Below are 17,399 nucleotides of genomic sequence, written 5' to 3' on the forward strand. Positions count from 1 at the left end.
AGTGAGCCGTAAATGGATATATCAGCCAGCAAGTGAACTGACGGGAAAACTGCGTGCCGGTGAAATAGGCAGCAGGGATTTGCTAGAAGCCTATATAGAGCGGGTGGAAGAACATAACCCAGCAATCAATGCAGTGGTCGCCAGGAACCTGGAAGATGCCCGTAAGCACGCAGACCAGGCAGATCAGGCAATAGGGCGGGGCGAAGTTTTAGGCAGGCTGCATGGTCTCCCGCTCACTATCAAGGATACATGGGAAGTGCCTGGCATGGCCTGTACTGCCGGAGCACCGTTGTTCCGTGACCACTATCCCAAGTCTGCGGCGCCTGCGGTAAAGCGATTACAAAATGACGGGGCGATCATTTTCGGCAAAACCAATGTACCTCTGTTTGCCTCTGATATTCAAAGTTATAACCGCATATACGGCACCACTAATAACCCCTGGGATGTCCGTTTGACACCGGGAGGATCATCCGGCGGTGCTGCGGCGGCACTGGCTGCAGGATTTACCTCCCTTGGATTGGGGAGTGATCTGGCAGGATCGATCCGTATTCCTGCACACTATTGTGGTGTCTATGGACATAAACCCAGTCATGGAGTTATCTCACTGCAGGGGCATATTCCCGGACCACTGGGAACGCTTGGTGAACCGCCTCTGGCCGTAGCTGGCCCCATGGCCCGCAGTGCGGATGATCTTGAGTTAATGCTGGATATTCTGGTAGGCCCTTCGCCGGAACTTTCTCCGGGCTGGGAAGTGAGATTGCCGCCTGCAGGGAAAGAGTCTTTGCGAGACTATCGGGTGTTGATGTGGACTGAAGACCCTATGTGTCCAGTGGATGACTCCATGCAGCAGCAGTACCGTGACTTGAAACAGCGCCTACAGGAAGCGGGAGTCAAAGTGGATAGCGGAGCGCCGACAGATGTTGATCTTGAACATCTGTATGCCACCTACATGCGACAACTCGGAGGCGTGATAGGAACGGCAAACCCGAAACGATTGTGACTGCTTATGTGGCTTTTGTCTCTGATGTTGGGACGTATGGAAGGGCTGCTCAAAATGCCGAAGCAGTTCACCCGGTTCATGGCCGGGACCAATATCAGTTATGCCACCTGGGCAGGACTGGATCAGACTGCAAGGCGGATTAGAGAAAGGTTCATCAAGGTATTCGACGAATACGATGTGATTCTGATGCCGCCGACTGCCACCACTGCGATTTTTCATCAGCAGGAGCCTGATATTCCCAGGCGTCGACTTCAGATTAATGGCGACAGCATCAGCTATATGGATCTGTTTGTATGGATTTCCCCTGCGACTCTGTTTGGTCTTCCGGCGACAAGTGCGCCGGTTGGAATAAGCGATAGAAAAACGCCCGTCAATATTCAGATTTTGGCAGGACCCTATCAGGACCGCACCAGTATCGAGTTTGCACGATTGCTTGTAGACGTAAAAGGTGGTTTTCAGGCACCGCCAGGGTACCTGTAAGATACCAAAGCTCAGTGCCGGAGCGGTCCAGAGGAGGATTGGGGGCATTCATTGTTTCGCATTTGGCGATACTGACTTGGCGTGTGGCCTGTCCAATGGCGAAAAGCTCGGGTGAAATTAGCCGGGTCCTGGTACCCCAGTAATCCGGCAATCTTCTGAATGGAAAGGTTTCTATCATCCAGCAGTTTGATCGCATCACGGCGCCGGGCTTCTTCCAAAAGCGTTTTATAGCGGGTGCCGTGGTGCTGCAGCCTTCTACGCAAAGTGCGGGAACTCAGATTCAAGCGATCTGCGATATCGTCCAGAGCAGGGTAGCCTTCCTGTTCAAACACCATCTCCTGGCGAACCCTTTCCAGAACCGGATCGCTTTTAAGCTGGGTCAGTTGAAACTCTTTTTCGCACTGTTCCAGAGCAAAACCCAATCCTAGAGGGTTGGACATATCAAGAGGGCGGGTCAAAAGGTTTTCTGCAATCCGGAATTGGCTTGCCGGCATACCGTAATGAACGTTCCCCAATAGCTGAAAAGCTGCATCTGCGTAAGCTGGTGCCTCGTAGTCAAACCAGATATCTGTTTGCGCTGTGCTGTCCCGGAGTAACAATTGAAAACCTTTCATCACACTGGCAATAGTGGTTTCCAGAATCTGGTGTCGAAAGGGTTCCCGGATAATGTCAGGGACCGTCAGGTTTACCACACAGATATCTCCCTGGATATCGGCGTTCATGTTCACACCACGCGCATTGATGTGCCAGAAGCGTTGACATAGAGAAAGCACCTCCTGGAGATTCGGACAGCACAGTAAAGCATACCCAAAATTACCATAGGCAGTGGGAGGAAGGCGCCATCCAACCTCAAGGCCAATCCCTTGATCGCCGGCCAACTCCAGCACGGCCAGTATCAATGCCTCGAACTCAGTGAAACTGAGTTCTTTGCCTGAGGTTGTATTGAAGTCCCCTGCGATTGCCGCACGCTGCAAAACGTCGGAAACAGCCACTCCACGTTCCGCCGCAATTTGCAGGTAAGCTTGCGGATAAATATGTGGGACCGGCTGGTTGAAAATATCAACACTTCGTCTGGTCATGAGTTGTCGCTGTTCCCGATGGACGTATCTGGAGATAATACAGGGCCAAATGAATCACTTATCGACATGATCCTACGTGTTTTTCAGCGGGATGGCCACTCATGACAAGCCGGGAGATCGCGATCCTGATCGCTCTTCCAATGAAAACCTGTGATGTCAGGGGGTGATCACTTCAGCAATGCGTTGTTTGACATAACTTCCCGGTGCATTTTCCAGAACCGGAAGTAATCCGTTATCAGGGTGACGTGCGGTAATTTTGCGTCCTGCACGGGGTTTGATCCACTTTTGCCAGTGTGGCCACCAGGAACCCTCGTGTTTTGTAGAGTGCTCAAACCACTCTTCCGATTCCTGCGGCAATAATGCTTTTGGGTTGAAAGTCCGGTAACCGTATTTCCCGGCTGTCGGAGGATTCACCACACCGGCGATATGACCGGAACCTGAGAGTACAAAAGTGACCTCACCACTGTGTGCCTTAGCGCCGTTGTAGGTCGAATTCCACTTGGCGATATGGTCCTGCTCGGCGGACAGGAAATAGCAGGGCGTCGTAATCTTGCCAAGGTCGATGGGGGTGTTTTTCAGAGTAATCCCTCCCGGTTGAATCAGGCGGTTTTCCAGGTACATATGCCGAAGATAGTATTTTTGCATAGCCGCGGGAAGGTTTGTGCCGTCGGAGTTCCAGTATAAAAGATCAAAAGCCGGTGGTTTTTCTCCTTTTAGGTAGTTGTTGACGAAGTAAGCCCAATACAGATCGTTTTCCCGCAGCATATTAAAGCTGAACGCCATGGCGCGTCCGTCAAAATAGCCGGTCTTATCGAGGAACTTTTCAATATTGCTGATGGTATGTTCATTGATGAAAACACCGATTTCTCCGGGGTCGGAAAAGTCCAGCAATGTCGTGAGATAGGTAGCGGATTTAATCTGATCCGCTTGGCCATGGGCATGAAGGTAAGCCAGGGTGCAGCCTAACAGTGTCCCTCCAATGCAGTAGCCGATGACATTCAGTGCCTCTTCATCGGTTGCTTCTTTGACGACACGGATTGCTTCCAGCGAGCCCTGGGACATATAGTCTTCAAATTGAACACTGGCCATGTCTGGCCCTGGATTTTTCCAGGACGCGATAAAAACGGTGTGGCCTTGGTCTACTGCCCACTTGATAAAGGAGTTTTTCGGTTTCAGGTCGAGAATATAATATTTGTTGATCCAGGGCGGAATGATTAATAGTGGTGTCTTAAAAACCTTGTCCGTGGTGGGCTCATATTGGATGAGTTGCATCAGATCATTCTGATAAATGACTTTTCCGGGAGTTGTGGCGATATTGCTACCGACCTCAAAGGCAGAATAGTCTGTCATCGTGATATTCAGCAGCCCGGGATTATTTCTGTAATCCTCCCAGAGATTTCGGGCACCATCCAAGATACTCATACCTTTGGTTTCCTGAATTTTTCGCAGAACCTCAGGATTCAATACAGGCAAATTGGAAGGCGACAGGGCATTCACCAGTTGTCGGGTGTAGAAAACGAATTCGGCATGGCTGTGTGTGCGGGTATCTTCCAGTTGGTCAACCAGTTCCAGAATTGCCGTGGCGTTAATGAGGTAAGCCTGCTTGATGTAGTCAAACAGCAGGTTTTCGTTCCAATCTTCATGAGCAAACCGCCGGTCCCCTTTGGCAGGACTGATAACCGGTTCGACCTCTTGTCCGAGAGCACGGCGGGCGGAGTTGATGATGAGTCTGGACTGATCTTTTAGCAGCCTTATTTCCCGCTTTGACGTCTTTACTGGATGCAGCGCCAATTGCTCCAGAATGACTCTGTAACTGTCCATCATGTCGAACAATGTCGACATCTGGGCGTCATTTACCGCTTTGTTTCCGGCCCAAAGGTATTCCAGCTGGTGCCGAAACTTCACGGCAGCCTCATCTGCGGCATCGACGGCTCTGTGTAACATCTTTACAGCAGGGTTGTCAGAGAGAAGGCGATGATGAAAGAGTGAGTCGGAGAAAGGCGAATTCATAGCGGATCCGTATCAGGTTGGTGATTGTCATCAGAGGGTCCCTGAAATTCTGCACCTACCTGCAACTGCGACATAGCAAGTAGGTCAGACAATCAGGAGAGAAAAAGAAGCCTGTTATTCTTCTGGGGATTTTTTCTCTGGCTTCTGGCCGGCCAATGCTTTTTCAACATCGTCTTTCAGTTCGACTCCCAACTCTCCCAAGGTACGAAAGTCCTTTATCATCCGGCTGCCAAGCTGGCCCAGGTATTCGGTTTGTCCGCCGGCATAGGCTTTCAGACTCTCCATGTCTTTGACCGAAGCGGCACCTTTGACGTTTTCCAGTGCCAGATCGCCATAGGCGCGAACCGTTTTCAGATGGAACTCTGCTAACTTGCCCATATGATCAAACAGGACCGCATTTAACCTGGTTGCAGGCTCCGTCATTTTCTTCATTTGCTCGGTCATAGTGTCAAAATGCGCGTTTTCCATGATCTGTCTCCTTTCCGGAAGTTTCGGATGTCTGAGAACTCTGGTATTGAGTGTAAGTGAACCGGAATCGCTTCCCTTTGATTTGGATCAACAGGGCTCCGACCGGGAGGCTGCCAATTCCTGTAACGCGTGATAAGCCTCATTGAATCCCGATACCAGACGGTCCGGAGCTGCCACCAGGTTTTCATCCGCCACAACACCAAACTGGACAGTTCCGTTATAGCTGAGGATGCTTAGGCCAAGACCGACCTCACCCGACTGGGGTACCCAGAATATCGGTTGCCTTACCCGGCTTCCGGCAAGGTACAGTGATTGTTTGGGGCCCGGTACGTTGGTCATGACCAGGGAGGCTTTTTTGCTGAGGACTTCCAGGGCCGTCTGTTCCAGAACACTTGGACCTTTGCCCAGAACTCCCAGCAAGCCGTAAAACACCTGGGCCTGATAGGAGTGCTTAAGACTGTGCATGGCGTGCTTGACCTGTTCCAGGCGCATAAGGGGTGATTGAATACCAACAGGCAATGCCACAATAACCAATCCAAACTGGTTACCGAGCTGGGTAATGGGTTTGTCCAGAGGCCGGAGGTTAAAGGGAACTGCGGCGTGCAGGCGGGCAATGTCCAGCAATTCGCCCTGGTTCGGCTGCTGTTCCAGTAAATAGCTGCGCAGAGCCCCTGTGGCGGCTGTCAATAGAATGTCGTTGATCGTGGCATCGAGCCTTTTGGCGGTTTTTTTAACCTCCGTAAGAGAGAGGCCTTCTGACCAGGCAACCTTTTTCCTACCGCTGAGTGAGCCTTTCAGGCAGGTTGGCGGATCAGACGGCAAGGCCGCTATTCGCGCGATCTCGGAGGTGATCGCGACTCCCTCCCGGGCAAGATCGATCAAGTGTTCAGGATGCTCAATCAGTGCCAATCCGTCCTGGAGTAATTGTTCGCCCAGGTTAACCTCGTGCTGCAACCAGTGAAGTGCCGGGGTAAAGAGGTTTCCCAATCGATCATGATGGTTGTTCTGTTGAAGTGTTGGGGGCGGCAGAGAGTCTACGTCTGTCAGCGACAGCATGACTCTGACCAGGGAAATTCCGTCAGCAATACAATGGTGGATTCGAAAGATCAGTGCTGATCCACCCTGATAATTGTCCACCATCTGTATCTGCCACAGAGGATGAGTATTATTGAGTGGCGTGCTGATGATATCACCGGCCAGTTTCTGCAGATCCTCCTGCTGGTCCCGGCCTGGCAGTCCGATCAGGTGAATGTGATGATCAATATGAAAGTGTGGGTCGTTCTCCCAGTGCGGTGATCCATTCAGTTCGACCACCCGTTGTCTGAACCTTGAGAATTTCAGCAGACGCTCTTGAACAATCTGCTTGAACTTTTGAATATCGATGGGTTGTTCGAGGATCAGAACAGCGCCAATCGTCATGAGATTGGCCGGTGATTCCATCCGTAGCCAGGCCGTATCGACCCCGGACATGAGTTCTCGTTCAGTGGACATGGGACACCCCGCATTGTTCTTATTCTGCGTCAGACACTGTGCACAGCATAAGTCGGATAGTGTCAGGTTATATTGATCAATATCAGATACAGTAATCCTGTTCAACCAGATCTGATACTGCCCGATGCTGGGTAAGATAAATATTGCCGGTAAGATGTGACATAAATTCTGTATGTTTTAGCTTGTCCATCACCGGACCTTTGATTTCAGACAGATGAAGTTTGATTCCACGATCTGATAACCGACTGTTGAGTGCCTCCAGTGATTCCAGGGCGCTCATATCAATGGTATTCACTGCCGTGCACATCAGAATGACATGTTGCAATGGCGGGCGCTCTGCTGCCAGATTGTCGATCTGATCTTCAAGGTAATGGGCATTGGCAAAATACAGGCTTTCGTCCACGCGAACTGACAGAATATTCGGGTGAGTTATCACCTGGTGCCGATCAATATTACGATAGTGCTCGGTGCCTTCCACCTGCCCGACAATGGCCATGTGAGGGCGTGAGGTTTTCAGAAGAAAAATCAGAATAGACAGCAGTACTCCAGCCGATACTCCAAACTCTACCCCCAGCACCAGTGTCACGAGAATCGTTGCACTGACTGCGATAAAGTCAGCCTGGGAATATCGCCAGGTTTTTTTCAGGATGGATAAATCCACCAAAGACAGGACGGCCACGATAATGGTGGCGGCCAGAGTCGCTTTGGGCAGGTAAGCCAGTAACGGGGTTAATAGTAATGTGGCGATGGCGATACCTACGGCTGTATAAATTCCCGCAGCGGGGGTTTCGGCACCGGCATCGAAATTGACCACAGATCGGGAAAAACCTCCAGTGACGGGAAATCCCTGAGTTGAGCCCGCTGAGACATTTGCGGCTCCCAGCGCTATCAGTTCCTGGTTCGGGTCAATGCGCTGGCGGCGTTTGGCGGCCAGAGTTTGGGCGACAGACACGGATTCCACGAATCCAATGATGGAGATCAAGGCGGCAGGTCCTGCCAATGCCAACCAGAAATCCGTAGAGATGTTGGGTAAACTGAACCCGGGAAGTTGACTGGGCACATCTCCCACCAAGGCAACGCCCAAGCTCCCGAGATCCAGCAGATAGGCTGTCAGAGTTGTGACGACTACAGCAAAGACTGGGCCGGTTTTCGAAGCAAGTTCGGCATTGCGTTTAGCCATCCCGAACTTGAGTAATAAAGGCTGTAAACCTTTTCTGACCCAGAAAAGAAAGGCGGTCGCGCTGATGCCTATGACTAGGGTGGGAAAGTTGATCTGATCAAGATGGGCCAATAATCCTTGTAACAGATGTACCAGATTGTCGCCGCTGGCGTTGATACCGAGCAGGTGTTTCATTTGGCTCAGGGCGATGATAATACCTGACGCAGTGATAAAGCCCGCGATAACCGGGTGGGAGAGAAAGTTGGCGAGGAACCCGAGTCTCAGCACCCCGAGGGCAATGAGCATCAATCCTGACATCAAGGCCAAACAAGCCGCAGCCAGGAGTTTGTCCGTTGTTTCCAGCACTCCCAGGCTGCCGATGGCAGCTGCCGTCATCAGGGACACCACGGCAACGGGGCCGACAGCCAGCGTCCGGCTGGTGCCGAACAAACCGTAAGCCACCAGAGGCAAGAGCGAGGCATGAAGGCCCGCTTCGGCCGGGAGGCCGGCGAGAAGGGCGTAGGCCAGGGACTGGGGGATCAGCATGATCGTGACGATACAGGCGGCCACCAGATCGCTGGTCAAGGTGGCGCGGTTGTATTGTCGTCCCCACTCCAGTATTGGAAAATACTTTGTCAGTCCCTTCATGTAATCTCGTTTGCGGTGAGTCATTAATCCGGCAGGCAATTAGCATCTTTACTTGAAAACGCCTATTTACATAAGAACTTCCAGTTTAGTTGCCTGGAAACTGAATGAGCCGGACCTGATTATTGGTCCGGCGTGTGACGTCAGTAAGGCGTGTTTTATTCAACAACGGTCGGTTTGGTGAGCCATTCCTTCCCTTTGAGCATAGCTTCCCAGTAGACCGGTGGGAGAATCCGCTCTTTCAGTATCCAGGCAGTACGGGTTGGGCGTTTGCCATCCAGCACCCAGGTTGGAAATGTCGGAAGCAGCTTGCCGCCATACCCGAACTCAGCCAGGACGATTTTGCCTTTTTCGACCGTCAGAGGGCAGGAACCATAACCATTATAGTGTGCAACCCCTGTTCCCAATCCCATATCCTGCAGTACATTGTTGGCCACAACCGGCGCCTGCATTCTGGCGGCTGCTGCGGTTTTTGCATTAGGCGCGTTCATGGCATCGCCCAGGGACCAGATATTTTCATAGCGTTTGTGGCGCAGTGTGTTCTGGTCAACGTCCACCCAGCCTGCGTCATCCGCAAGGGAGCTGCGGCGTATGAAATCCGGCGCTTGCTGAGGTGGGCAGACATGTATCATGTCAAATTCAGTAGATAGGACTTCTTTTTCCCCGTCTGCTTTGGTGTGTTCAAACCAGGCCGTTCGTGTAGAACCATCAATTTTGACCAGATTATGGGAGAAATTGAGTTTGGCGTTATAACGCTCCACATATTCCATCAGAGCCGGTACATAATCCTTCACTCCGAATAGCACGCCTCCAGCGTTATAGAACTGGATATCAATGTTGTTCAATACCCCTGTCCGGCGCCAGTGATCCGCAGAGAGATACATCGCTTTTTGAGGCGCACCGGCACATTTGATAGGCATGGGAGGCTGGGTGAATATGGCCTTGCCGGTTTTGAGTTGTTGCACCAGTTGCCAAGTATAAGGTGCCAGGTCATAACGATAGTTGGAAGTGACGCCATTGTGTCCGAGGGTTTCGGCCAGCCCTTCAACCCCTTCCCAGTTGAGCTTGAGTCCCGGCGCAACGATCAACCGGCGATATTGAACAATCCGGTTATCTTCCAGCATCAGTCGATTTTGTTCCGGTTCGAAGGACGTGACAGCTGCCTTGATCCAGTGAGCATGCCGGGGGATCAAAGAACTCATCTGGCGCTCGGTTTTTTCAGGCGTGAATACTCCACCGCCTACCAGAGTCCAGCCTGGTTGATAGTAATGATGCTCTGCCGGATCAATAATGCCGATCTGCAGATCCGGATGACGGGATAACAGGCTTGAAGCTGCCGCGATACCGGCAGCGCCGCCGCCAACAATGAGCAGCTCGTAAGTCATGGCTGGTTTGCTGGCCTGTGCTTTACTGAAGTTTGCCTCGAAGCGTTGTAACAAAGGATAGACATCGTAGCCGATGGACCTGGCGGTCGTCCTGAGCTGGTTGATGTCTTCTCCGCCGAGTGCCTGGGACAGAGCCCAAAGCTGAGTACTGCGGGTGCCGGTGCGACAATAGGCCAGTGCCGGGCCAACGGCCTGGTCAAGCAGCGTTTCCATTGCTTGTGCATCGTTATCCGTAACCTGTCCTGAAATCACGGGCAAATGGTAGATGTCGATCCCGTGACGGGCTGCTTCCTCTTCCATTTCCACAAAGCTTGGTTGATCACTGCTTTCCGCGTCCGGGCGGTTGCAGATGATGGTTTTGATGCCTTGTGCAGCAACTTCCGCGATATCAGCAGGAAGAAGCTGTCCCGATACATAGAGTTCAGGGGTTAGTTGCTTGAATTGCATTAGTGCTTCACCTCTTATTTTTGTTTCCATACGTCTGGCTGAAGGTTCAGCCGTAAAAATGACAGAAGCCGGTATAGGTAAAAGCTCTTGGCAAACAACTTAGTGCAATGTTGCGCTTTTAAGTCGTCTACCGCATAAATGTTCTGTTATAGAACATTTATGGGAACTTTTAGATATACCTTGCCACTATCGTCCTCCTGGGGGGGGAGATGTCCCGCCCGCATGTTGATTTGGAGACTGGGCAATATCAGTCTCGGCATGCCCAGGGTTTTGTCCCGGGCTTCACGCATATTGACGAAGTCATCTTCTGATGTTCCGTCTTTAACATGAATATTTTCGCTGCGCTCGGCACCGACGCTGGTTTCCCATTGAGGGTCACGGCCACCGGGCATGTAGTCATGACACATGAACAGTCGCATATCCACAGGCAGTGACAATACGCGCTTAATTGATTGGAACAGTACTCTGGCATCTCCACCGGGAAAATCCGCCCGCGCTGTTCCGCCATCAGGCATGAAGAGTGTATCTCCGACGAACGCGGCATCTCCGATGACATGAGTCATGCAGGCCGGAGTGTGTCCTGGGGTATGCAGGGCATAGGCCGTCATTGAGCCAATGGTGTAGCTGTCCCCATCGGCAAAGAGTTTGTCGAATTGAGAGCCATCGCGTTGGAATTCCGTGCCTTCGTTAAAAATCTTGCCGAAGGTTTGTTGTACTGTGGTGATCGCGTTACCAATACCGAGCTTCCCTCCCAGCTTCTCCTGGATATAAGGCGCAGCGGATAGGTGATCCGCATGAACATGGGTCTCGATAATCCATTCCAGAGATAATCGGTTATCCAGAATATAACGAATGATCTCATCCGCACTCTGATAACCGGTTCGTCCACTCGGGTAGTCAAAATCCATCACCGAATCCACAACAGCACAGGCGTTGGAAGCTGGATCTTTGACGATGTATGAGAAGGTGTTGGTTGGCTCGTCAAAAAAAGTAATGACTTGCGGTGTCATCGTCATATCCGGTGTAAATGGAATTGGCTTAGTCATGGTGAACCCCTTCAATCGACTTTGCTAATGTCAATATAGATCCCGTTTCTCAATTTGCCTCCTCTGACATATATGGCGCCAGAAAAAAGAGGAGACGGTGGCAAGGGCTTCCCTGGATGTTTCCTCATAGTTTCTCCTTCGTTTGACAATGATGGATTCGGAATCTGTTATCTGCTTATCTTCTTGAGAAGTAATTGAGCAAAGGTTGGGCCAGTTTACCTGTATTTTGATGTTTTTTATAACTCCGCGAAATATCTATATATTTATTCATTCTTAACGTGAGACGCTGTGAGGTAATGGGTCTAAATGCTGAAATGTCTGCCGAGAATGACATTTCAATCTGTCATAATTGACATAAGGTATGTTGGAGATGGTATACATCGGGTCAGTATTTGTTGATATCGCCAGCGCGGCTAGTGAACGTGAAATGCTATAGTTAATGAGCGGAGTAGTTGAGTGCTGTTGAAGAGAGTTATTCAGGTCGGACTGCGTTTATCTGATGAGTTATAAGGTCGGGGCTGAAATACATCCGCTTTTTTATGAGGTGTAAGCGCTGGGGCGGCAGGTGTAAAACCTTAGGGGCAGGGCTCTCATTATTCGTCTGAATATGAAAGGGGAATGAGGCATATTTCCGCTCCGTGCCGGTCAGGAACAATAATAGTTCCGGCAACGATCATATCTGTATCGTTGTCGGGTGAATCGAATTGGTAGACATCGAGTAAACAGGAGGTGTCAGAATGTCCCCAAGTCATTCGGATGCCTGGGGCGGCCTGCACCAGCACAACTCTATTCTGGGTAAACTCAGGTATATGCATCAAATACTCAATGACCACATGCCTTACCTTACCCGTCTGGCGGTGGCGTTGTATGACAGCGATACCGACTACCTGCGGACCTATGCCTATAGTAGTGACCAGAGCAGCCCGCTGAATCATTACCATGCCCGGCTTGCAGACTGCAATTCCCTGCAGGAGGTTGCCACTACCCGAAGACCGCGAGTCATTCAGGACCTGGCGGTATTCAACAACAGCGATCATGTCCATACCAGAAATATTTATGATGCTGGATTCCGGGCCAGTTACACGATGCCGTTGATATGGGACGAGCGCTTTCTCGGTTTTGTGTTTTTTAATTCTGATCAGCCGAATGTTTTTACCGAAAGGGCGATGACTGAAATGGATGTCGCCGGGCACATGATTACACTCATGGTCTATAGCGAGATTTCTAAAATCAGAACTTTGCTTGCGACATTGAAGTCTGCTTTGGATATGACCCATTCCCGTGATCCTGAAACCGGTGGGCACCTGGAGCGAATGTCTCGCTATGCCCGTCTCATTGCCAAAAATCTGGCAGGGAGCATGGGAATAGATGATCATTTTGTTGAGCATATATTTATGTTTTCACCATTGCATGATCTCGGAAAGCTCACGATTCCCGACCGTATTTTACTGAAGGCGGGTCCTTTGGATGACGATGAGTTCAGTGTGATGAAAACTCACTCTGAGGAGGGACGAAAACTGATCGACCGCCTGCTCGAAAACTATGGGCTGGATGGCGTTTCCCATGTGGAAATGTTGCGGAATATTGTGCTGCACCACCATGAATCATGGGATGGGCATGGCTACCCGGATCAACTTTCCGAGGAGGGGATTCCTCTGGAGGCCAGAATTGTCGCGGTGGCCGACGTATTCGATGCACTGACGAGCAAGCGTCCATATAAAGAAGCCTGGAGTAATGAAAGGGCCTTCGAAAAGCTCCGTGAGCTGGCTGGCGTTAAGCTCGATGAAGCATGTGTCGAGGCGCTTTTACGAATACCTGAGGAGCTTCTGGAAATCCAGCGTGCTTTTCAGGAAAACACATATGGTTGAGCCTGGTGACCGGTAGGAAAATTTGCTTGGTTGGGCGATTGTGATGAGCGGCAGCACAGAATGACGGATATATCCCTTAATAGTCTCCCTTCGCTGACAACGATGCTGGAGGCAATCCCGGCTCCTGCGGTTCTTCTTGATCGGGAATACCGGATCAGAGCTGCCAATGAACTATACAGGCAGACATTTCAGCAGGAAGCATCCTTATTGAACCAGAATTGTCATCGCGTATCCCATGGCTATAACGTGCCCTGTGATCAGGCGGGTGAAACCTGTCCATTAAAACACTGCCTGCAGACTGGTCAACGCCAGCGAATTCTGCATATTCATAACACACCTAAAGGCCGGGAGCATGTGGATGTGGAAATGAGCCCGATCCGCGACGTTAATGGTGAAATCCAGTTTTTTGTCGAGACCATGACACCTGTCTACAAGGCGCAGGGCCAGAAGCGCATGATCGGATTCAGTCCGGCTTACACAAAGATGCTGGATTTGCTGAATAGGGCGGCTCACTCGGAAATCAGTGTACTGTTGCTTGGGGAATCTGGGACTGGAAAAGAACTGGCTGCCCGGTATCTGCATGACCATAGTGCAAGGTCGGGTAAGCCATTTGTGGCAGTGGAATGCTCTGGTTTGACAGATTCGCTGTTTGAGAGTGAGCTTTTTGGGCATGAGAAAGGCGCTTTTACTGGCGCTAACCAGCGTAAGCAAGGCTTGGTTGAGTCTGCCAGTGGTGGCACTCTGTTTCTTGATGAGTTGGGTGATATTCCTTTGTCGATGCAGGTGAAATTGTTGCGTCTGATTGAATCCGGCACCTATCGGCCGGTTGGCAGTGTGTCATCCCGTCAGGCAGACTTCAGGTTGATCTGTGCGACTCATAAATCCCTGCCGGCATTGGTGCGGGAAGGATTGTTTCGTGAGGATCTCTACTACCGTATCAGCCCATTTCCCATCGTGTTGCCAGCACTGCGTGAGAGACAGGAGGATATTCCTCACATAGCCAGACATTTGCTGGAGGTCGTCAGTCCGAAACGCCCACTGGCATTGTCGGAGCGCGCCCTGCAATGGTTGCAGAATCAGGCGTTTCCCGGAAATATCCGTGAATTGAGGAATCGTCTCGAACGTGCTGTTTTACTCTGTGATTTATCCACTATCGAGCCTGAACATCTGGAAATGGACCTGGGGGCTTATGCTCCTGACGAGTCTAAAGAAGATGATTTGGAATACAGAGATAGGCCTAGGTTTCTGCCACGGGTTATAATGCCGCTTGAAGAACTGGAAAAAAACTATCTGGCGCAGGTAGTTGAAACCTACAAAGGGGACAAGGCCTCGCTGGCCCGGGAGCTGGGTGTCAGTGAACGTACCCTTTATCGAAAGCTAAGGAACCTTTGAAAAAATTGGGTCAATAGATCGACGGTAGGAAGTTGTACTATGGCGTATACCAATGAGAATTCACTGGCCCCTGTTCTTTTCCTGTCTCACGGTGGCGGTCCTCTGCCGCTGCTTGGACATTCCGGGCACGCGGAAATGGTGCGAAAGTTTACTGAACTGAAAGATCATTTGCCGGTACCTGACGCATTGCTTCTGATCAGTGCTCACTGGGAAACCAGTCCGGTAGAAATCACTGGGGGGGCGAACCCTCCCCTGATTTATGATTATTACGGTTTTCCTCCAGAGTCCTATGGAATTCGATATCCTGCCAAAGGTAAGCCGGAGCTTGCCCGGCAGGTCAGCCAATTGCTATCGGAATCCGATATCGACAATCGCATCAATGACCGACGCGGCTTTGATCACGGAATGTTTGTTCCCCTGAAAATACTTTATCCGGAAGCCAGTATTCCTGTCGTTCAGCTGTCTCTTGAAGACTCCCTGGACCCCGCAGCACATTTGCGTATCGGGAAAGCGCTGAAAAGATTACGCGCAGACAATGTCATGATAGTTGGATCGGGGTTTTCCTTTCATAACCTATCAGTTTTCTTCTCTCCTAAAGGGCCGAATGTCTCGCAATCTGTTAATGAGTTTACCGTTTGGCTGGATGAACAACTGACCACTTCTGAGCTGTCGGAAGAAAACAGAGTCCGCAGCTTGGAGAGCTGGGAGCAAGCGCCAAATGCCCGGTTTTGCCACCCCCGAGAAGAGCATCTTCTGCCCCTACATTGTTGTCTGGGGGCGGCGGAAAATGCGGTCACTGACGTATTCCGTTTTAAAACAATGAACATCGAGAGTCGTTGCTATCTTTGGAATAACTGATAACTGGGTATTGGCCGCCGTAATACCTATCGGGTGAACGTCGTGTTTACCGGAACCATTTCTGTTACGGCTTATATTTCCGGACAGAGACCCACACCTCATAAGAGTTTCCTATGCGTCTGAATGCTGATTTCTCCAGAAAAGTCGTGGTTTACCCTTCTGATTACCAGTGGGTACCGTCTCCCACTTCCGGTGTTGAGCGTATGATGCTCGATAGAATTGGTGATGAAGTTGCCCGCGCCACATCTATTGTTCGATACGCTCCTGACAGCGACTTCCCTCCTCACAGGCACGACGGTGGCGAAGAAATTCTGGTTCTGGCCGGCGAGTTTGCAGATGAGCACGGTTGCTATCCGGCAGGTACGTATCTTAGAAATCCTGTCGGTACCAGTCATCGTCCGAAGGTCGGTGACAAGGGGGCAGTCATCTTCGTAAAGCGGCATCAGTTCGCTGAGGACGACAGGCGGCAGGTTGTACTGAATACCGACTCGGCACCCTGGAAGCAAGGTCGCCAGAAAGGGGAAACAATGGTCATGCTTCATGACTTTGAATCAGAGCAAGTCGCCCTGATCAGGTGGGAGCCCCAATCTGGGGGCACAGCATATGATTATCCTGGAGGCGGAGAAATATTGGTGCTTGAGGGGACGTTGTATGACGAATCAGATATCTATCCAGCTGGCTCCTGGATACGGTTTCCGCCATCAGCTCATCACCTGCCTTATGCTGGCGAAGAAGGGGCTTTGATCTATTTGAAAAAAGGGCATCTCAATAAATGTTAGAGGCTATCGGCGCTCCATTGGACGCTTTAAAATCAGGCCAATCACGGCAATGGAAGATGAAACCTCCGTAGATCATCCTGGTCTAAGATAGAAACTGACAAAACTGAAATACTAAAAATACCTGAGATAAATGCAGGTCACCGGGAGATATCTCGGTAGCCTGAGGGAGCTACCAGGACAATGAACAGGGGCTTGTTCGGGAGCCTTTGAAAAACTACCTGCGTTGCCATTACAGCATCAAAAAATGGCGGCCTCGCCAACGTTTTGCAGAGATTTCATCGTTTTTCCAAAGGGAGTGGTATCGGTGATAAAAAAAGGAATATTGCAGGTAGCAAAGAGGAATTTATGTGAACAGTAAAATATGGTGTTTGTGGAGCTTGTCTATACTCATACCTGCGATGGTTTTTGCTAAGCCTGCGCTGGTCAAAGTAGGCGCATATGAGTTTCCGCCTTATTTTAATTCAACTCATGCAAAGACCGGACCGAAATACGAAGGAACTACTGTTGAACTGGTAGAGGCGATCAACGGAATACAGGACAAGTTTCGACTGGAAATATCCGTTACTTCCCCAAAAAGACGCTATCTGAACTTTGAGCGACAGCGCTATGACCTGATCATGTTTGAAAACAAAATCTGGGGCTGGGAGGCGTATCCCGTAGTGGCCAGTCGCGTGTTCATGGGAGGGGGAGAGGTCTATGTGGCACTCAGTAAGCCGGAGCGTGATCAGACCTTCTTCAACAATATCGGAGAACGTAGTCTGGTAGGGGTTCTCGGTTATCATTATGGATTTTCCAACTATATATCCGATGATGAATATTTGAATACCAACTACCGAATATTCCTGTCGTCAGATCATGAGAGAAATCTTCAGCTGGTATTGTTGGATCGGCCCGCGATTGCTGAAGTAGCCATTGTGACCCGGTCATACCTTAATCTATTTATGCGGCAGCATCCGAGCACCCGGGAACAGTTCCTCATTTCAACAAACTGTGACCAGGAATATCACCACACCATACTGGCCCGGGAAGGGGGCTTAGTAACGGCGGAAGATCTGAATCGATGGTTGGATCTGTTAGAGGAAAATGGTGAGATGTCCGAAATCCGCCATGAATTTGGTCTGGTCAGAGAAAATGCTGCAAAACCTCGGTTTACGCTAATACCGCCCTGAGTCTCCATTCTCTGTTTCCTAAGACACTTACTCCATGCATAGCGCTGCAGCATTGTGCGATACATGGAAGTCTGCTTGAGCTCATAGATCGCTCCCGTGAGATCGCTCGCCAGCTTTAAGACA

14 protein-coding genes are annotated in these 17,399 nt (G+C 50.5%); 7 read left to right on the forward strand and 7 right to left on the reverse strand.

Annotation, left to right across the window (positions count from 1 at the left end):
* Position 1 precedes the first annotated feature (1 nt).
* Positions 2–1,000, forward strand: coding sequence for an amidase family protein (locus F566_RS35045; RefSeq protein ID WP_020410722.1), 999 nt, complete (start codon positions 2–4; stop codon positions 998–1,000).
* A gap of 6 nt (positions 1,001–1,006) precedes the next feature.
* Positions 1,007–1,480, forward strand: a complete 474-nt coding sequence (locus F566_RS37450) for an amidase family protein (RefSeq protein WP_020410723.1) — start codon at positions 1,007–1,009, stop codon at positions 1,478–1,480.
* A gap of 11 nt (positions 1,481–1,491) precedes the next feature.
* Here the strand turns inward: F566_RS37450 and F566_RS35930 are convergent, their stop codons facing one another.
* The 7 genes from F566_RS35930 to F566_RS0129845 all read right to left on the reverse strand — a co-directional run bounded on the left by F566_RS35930 (position 1,492) and on the right by F566_RS0129845 (position 11,210).
* The gene (locus tag F566_RS35930; RefSeq protein WP_020410724.1) at positions 1,492–2,559 is read right to left on the reverse strand and encodes a helix-turn-helix domain-containing protein; all 1,068 of its coding nucleotides are present in this window, start codon (positions 2,557–2,559) and stop codon (positions 1,492–1,494) included.
* 156 nt (positions 2,560–2,715) lie between these two features.
* Complete coding sequence (locus F566_RS0129820; protein WP_020410725.1) at positions 2,716–4,569, reverse strand: PHA/PHB synthase family protein; 1,854 nt, start codon at positions 4,567–4,569, stop codon at positions 2,716–2,718.
* A gap of 114 nt (positions 4,570–4,683) precedes the next feature.
* Positions 4,684–5,037: a phasin family protein gene (locus tag F566_RS0129825; protein ID WP_020410726.1), complete on the reverse strand. Its 354-nt coding sequence runs from the start codon at positions 5,035–5,037 to the stop codon at positions 4,684–4,686.
* A gap of 87 nt (positions 5,038–5,124) precedes the next feature.
* Positions 5,125–6,528 (reverse strand): WS/DGAT/MGAT family O-acyltransferase, encoded by a 1,404-nt coding sequence (locus F566_RS0129830; protein WP_020410727.1) that lies wholly within the window; start codon positions 6,526–6,528, stop codon positions 5,125–5,127.
* An 82-nt stretch (positions 6,529–6,610) separates the two neighbouring features.
* A complete protein-coding gene (locus tag F566_RS0129835; protein WP_020410728.1) occupies positions 6,611–8,335 on the reverse strand; it encodes a SulP family inorganic anion transporter in 1,725 nt (574 codons plus the stop codon).
* A 155-nt stretch (positions 8,336–8,490) separates the two neighbouring features.
* Positions 8,491–10,164 carry a bifunctional protein tyrosine phosphatase family protein/NAD(P)/FAD-dependent oxidoreductase gene (locus F566_RS0129840; protein WP_020410729.1) on the reverse strand — a complete coding sequence of 558 codons (1,674 nt, stop codon included), beginning with the start codon at positions 10,162–10,164 and terminating at the stop codon, positions 8,491–8,493.
* A 146-nt stretch (positions 10,165–10,310) separates the two neighbouring features.
* On the reverse strand, positions 10,311–11,210 hold the full coding sequence (locus tag F566_RS0129845) for an MBL fold metallo-hydrolase (RefSeq protein WP_020410730.1): 900 nt from the start codon (positions 11,208–11,210) through the stop codon (positions 10,311–10,313).
* Positions 11,211–11,947: 737 nt separating this feature from the next.
* Between F566_RS0129845 and F566_RS0129850 the strand changes: the two genes are divergently transcribed.
* The 5 genes from F566_RS0129850 to F566_RS34535 all read left to right on the forward strand — a co-directional run bounded on the left by F566_RS0129850 (position 11,948) and on the right by F566_RS34535 (position 17,276).
* The gene (locus F566_RS0129850; RefSeq protein ID WP_020410731.1) at positions 11,948–13,078 is read left to right on the forward strand and encodes an HD domain-containing phosphohydrolase; all 1,131 of its coding nucleotides are present in this window, start codon (positions 11,948–11,950) and stop codon (positions 13,076–13,078) included.
* Positions 13,079–13,138: 60 nt separating this feature from the next.
* On the forward strand, positions 13,139–14,470 hold the full coding sequence (locus F566_RS0129855) for a sigma-54 interaction domain-containing protein (RefSeq protein ID WP_026180419.1): 1,332 nt from the start codon (positions 13,139–13,141) through the stop codon (positions 14,468–14,470).
* A 39-nt stretch (positions 14,471–14,509) separates the two neighbouring features.
* Entirely contained in the window at positions 14,510–15,328 is an 819-nt protein-coding gene (locus F566_RS0129860; RefSeq protein ID WP_020410733.1) for a DODA-type extradiol aromatic ring-opening family dioxygenase, read from the forward strand.
* Positions 15,329–15,441: 113 nt separating this feature from the next.
* On the forward strand, positions 15,442–16,107 hold the full coding sequence (locus tag F566_RS0129865; protein WP_020410734.1) for a cupin domain-containing protein: 666 nt from the start codon (positions 15,442–15,444) through the stop codon (positions 16,105–16,107).
* Between the two features lie 347 nt (positions 16,108–16,454).
* Entirely contained in the window at positions 16,455–17,276 is an 822-nt protein-coding gene (locus F566_RS34535; RefSeq protein WP_157497208.1) for a hypothetical protein, read from the forward strand.
* Positions 17,277–17,399: the final 123 nt, after the last annotated feature.

This window comes from Hahella ganghwensis DSM 17046 (genome assembly GCF_000376785.1).
Classification (GTDB): Bacteria; Pseudomonadota; Gammaproteobacteria; order Pseudomonadales; family Oleiphilaceae; genus Hahella; species Hahella ganghwensis.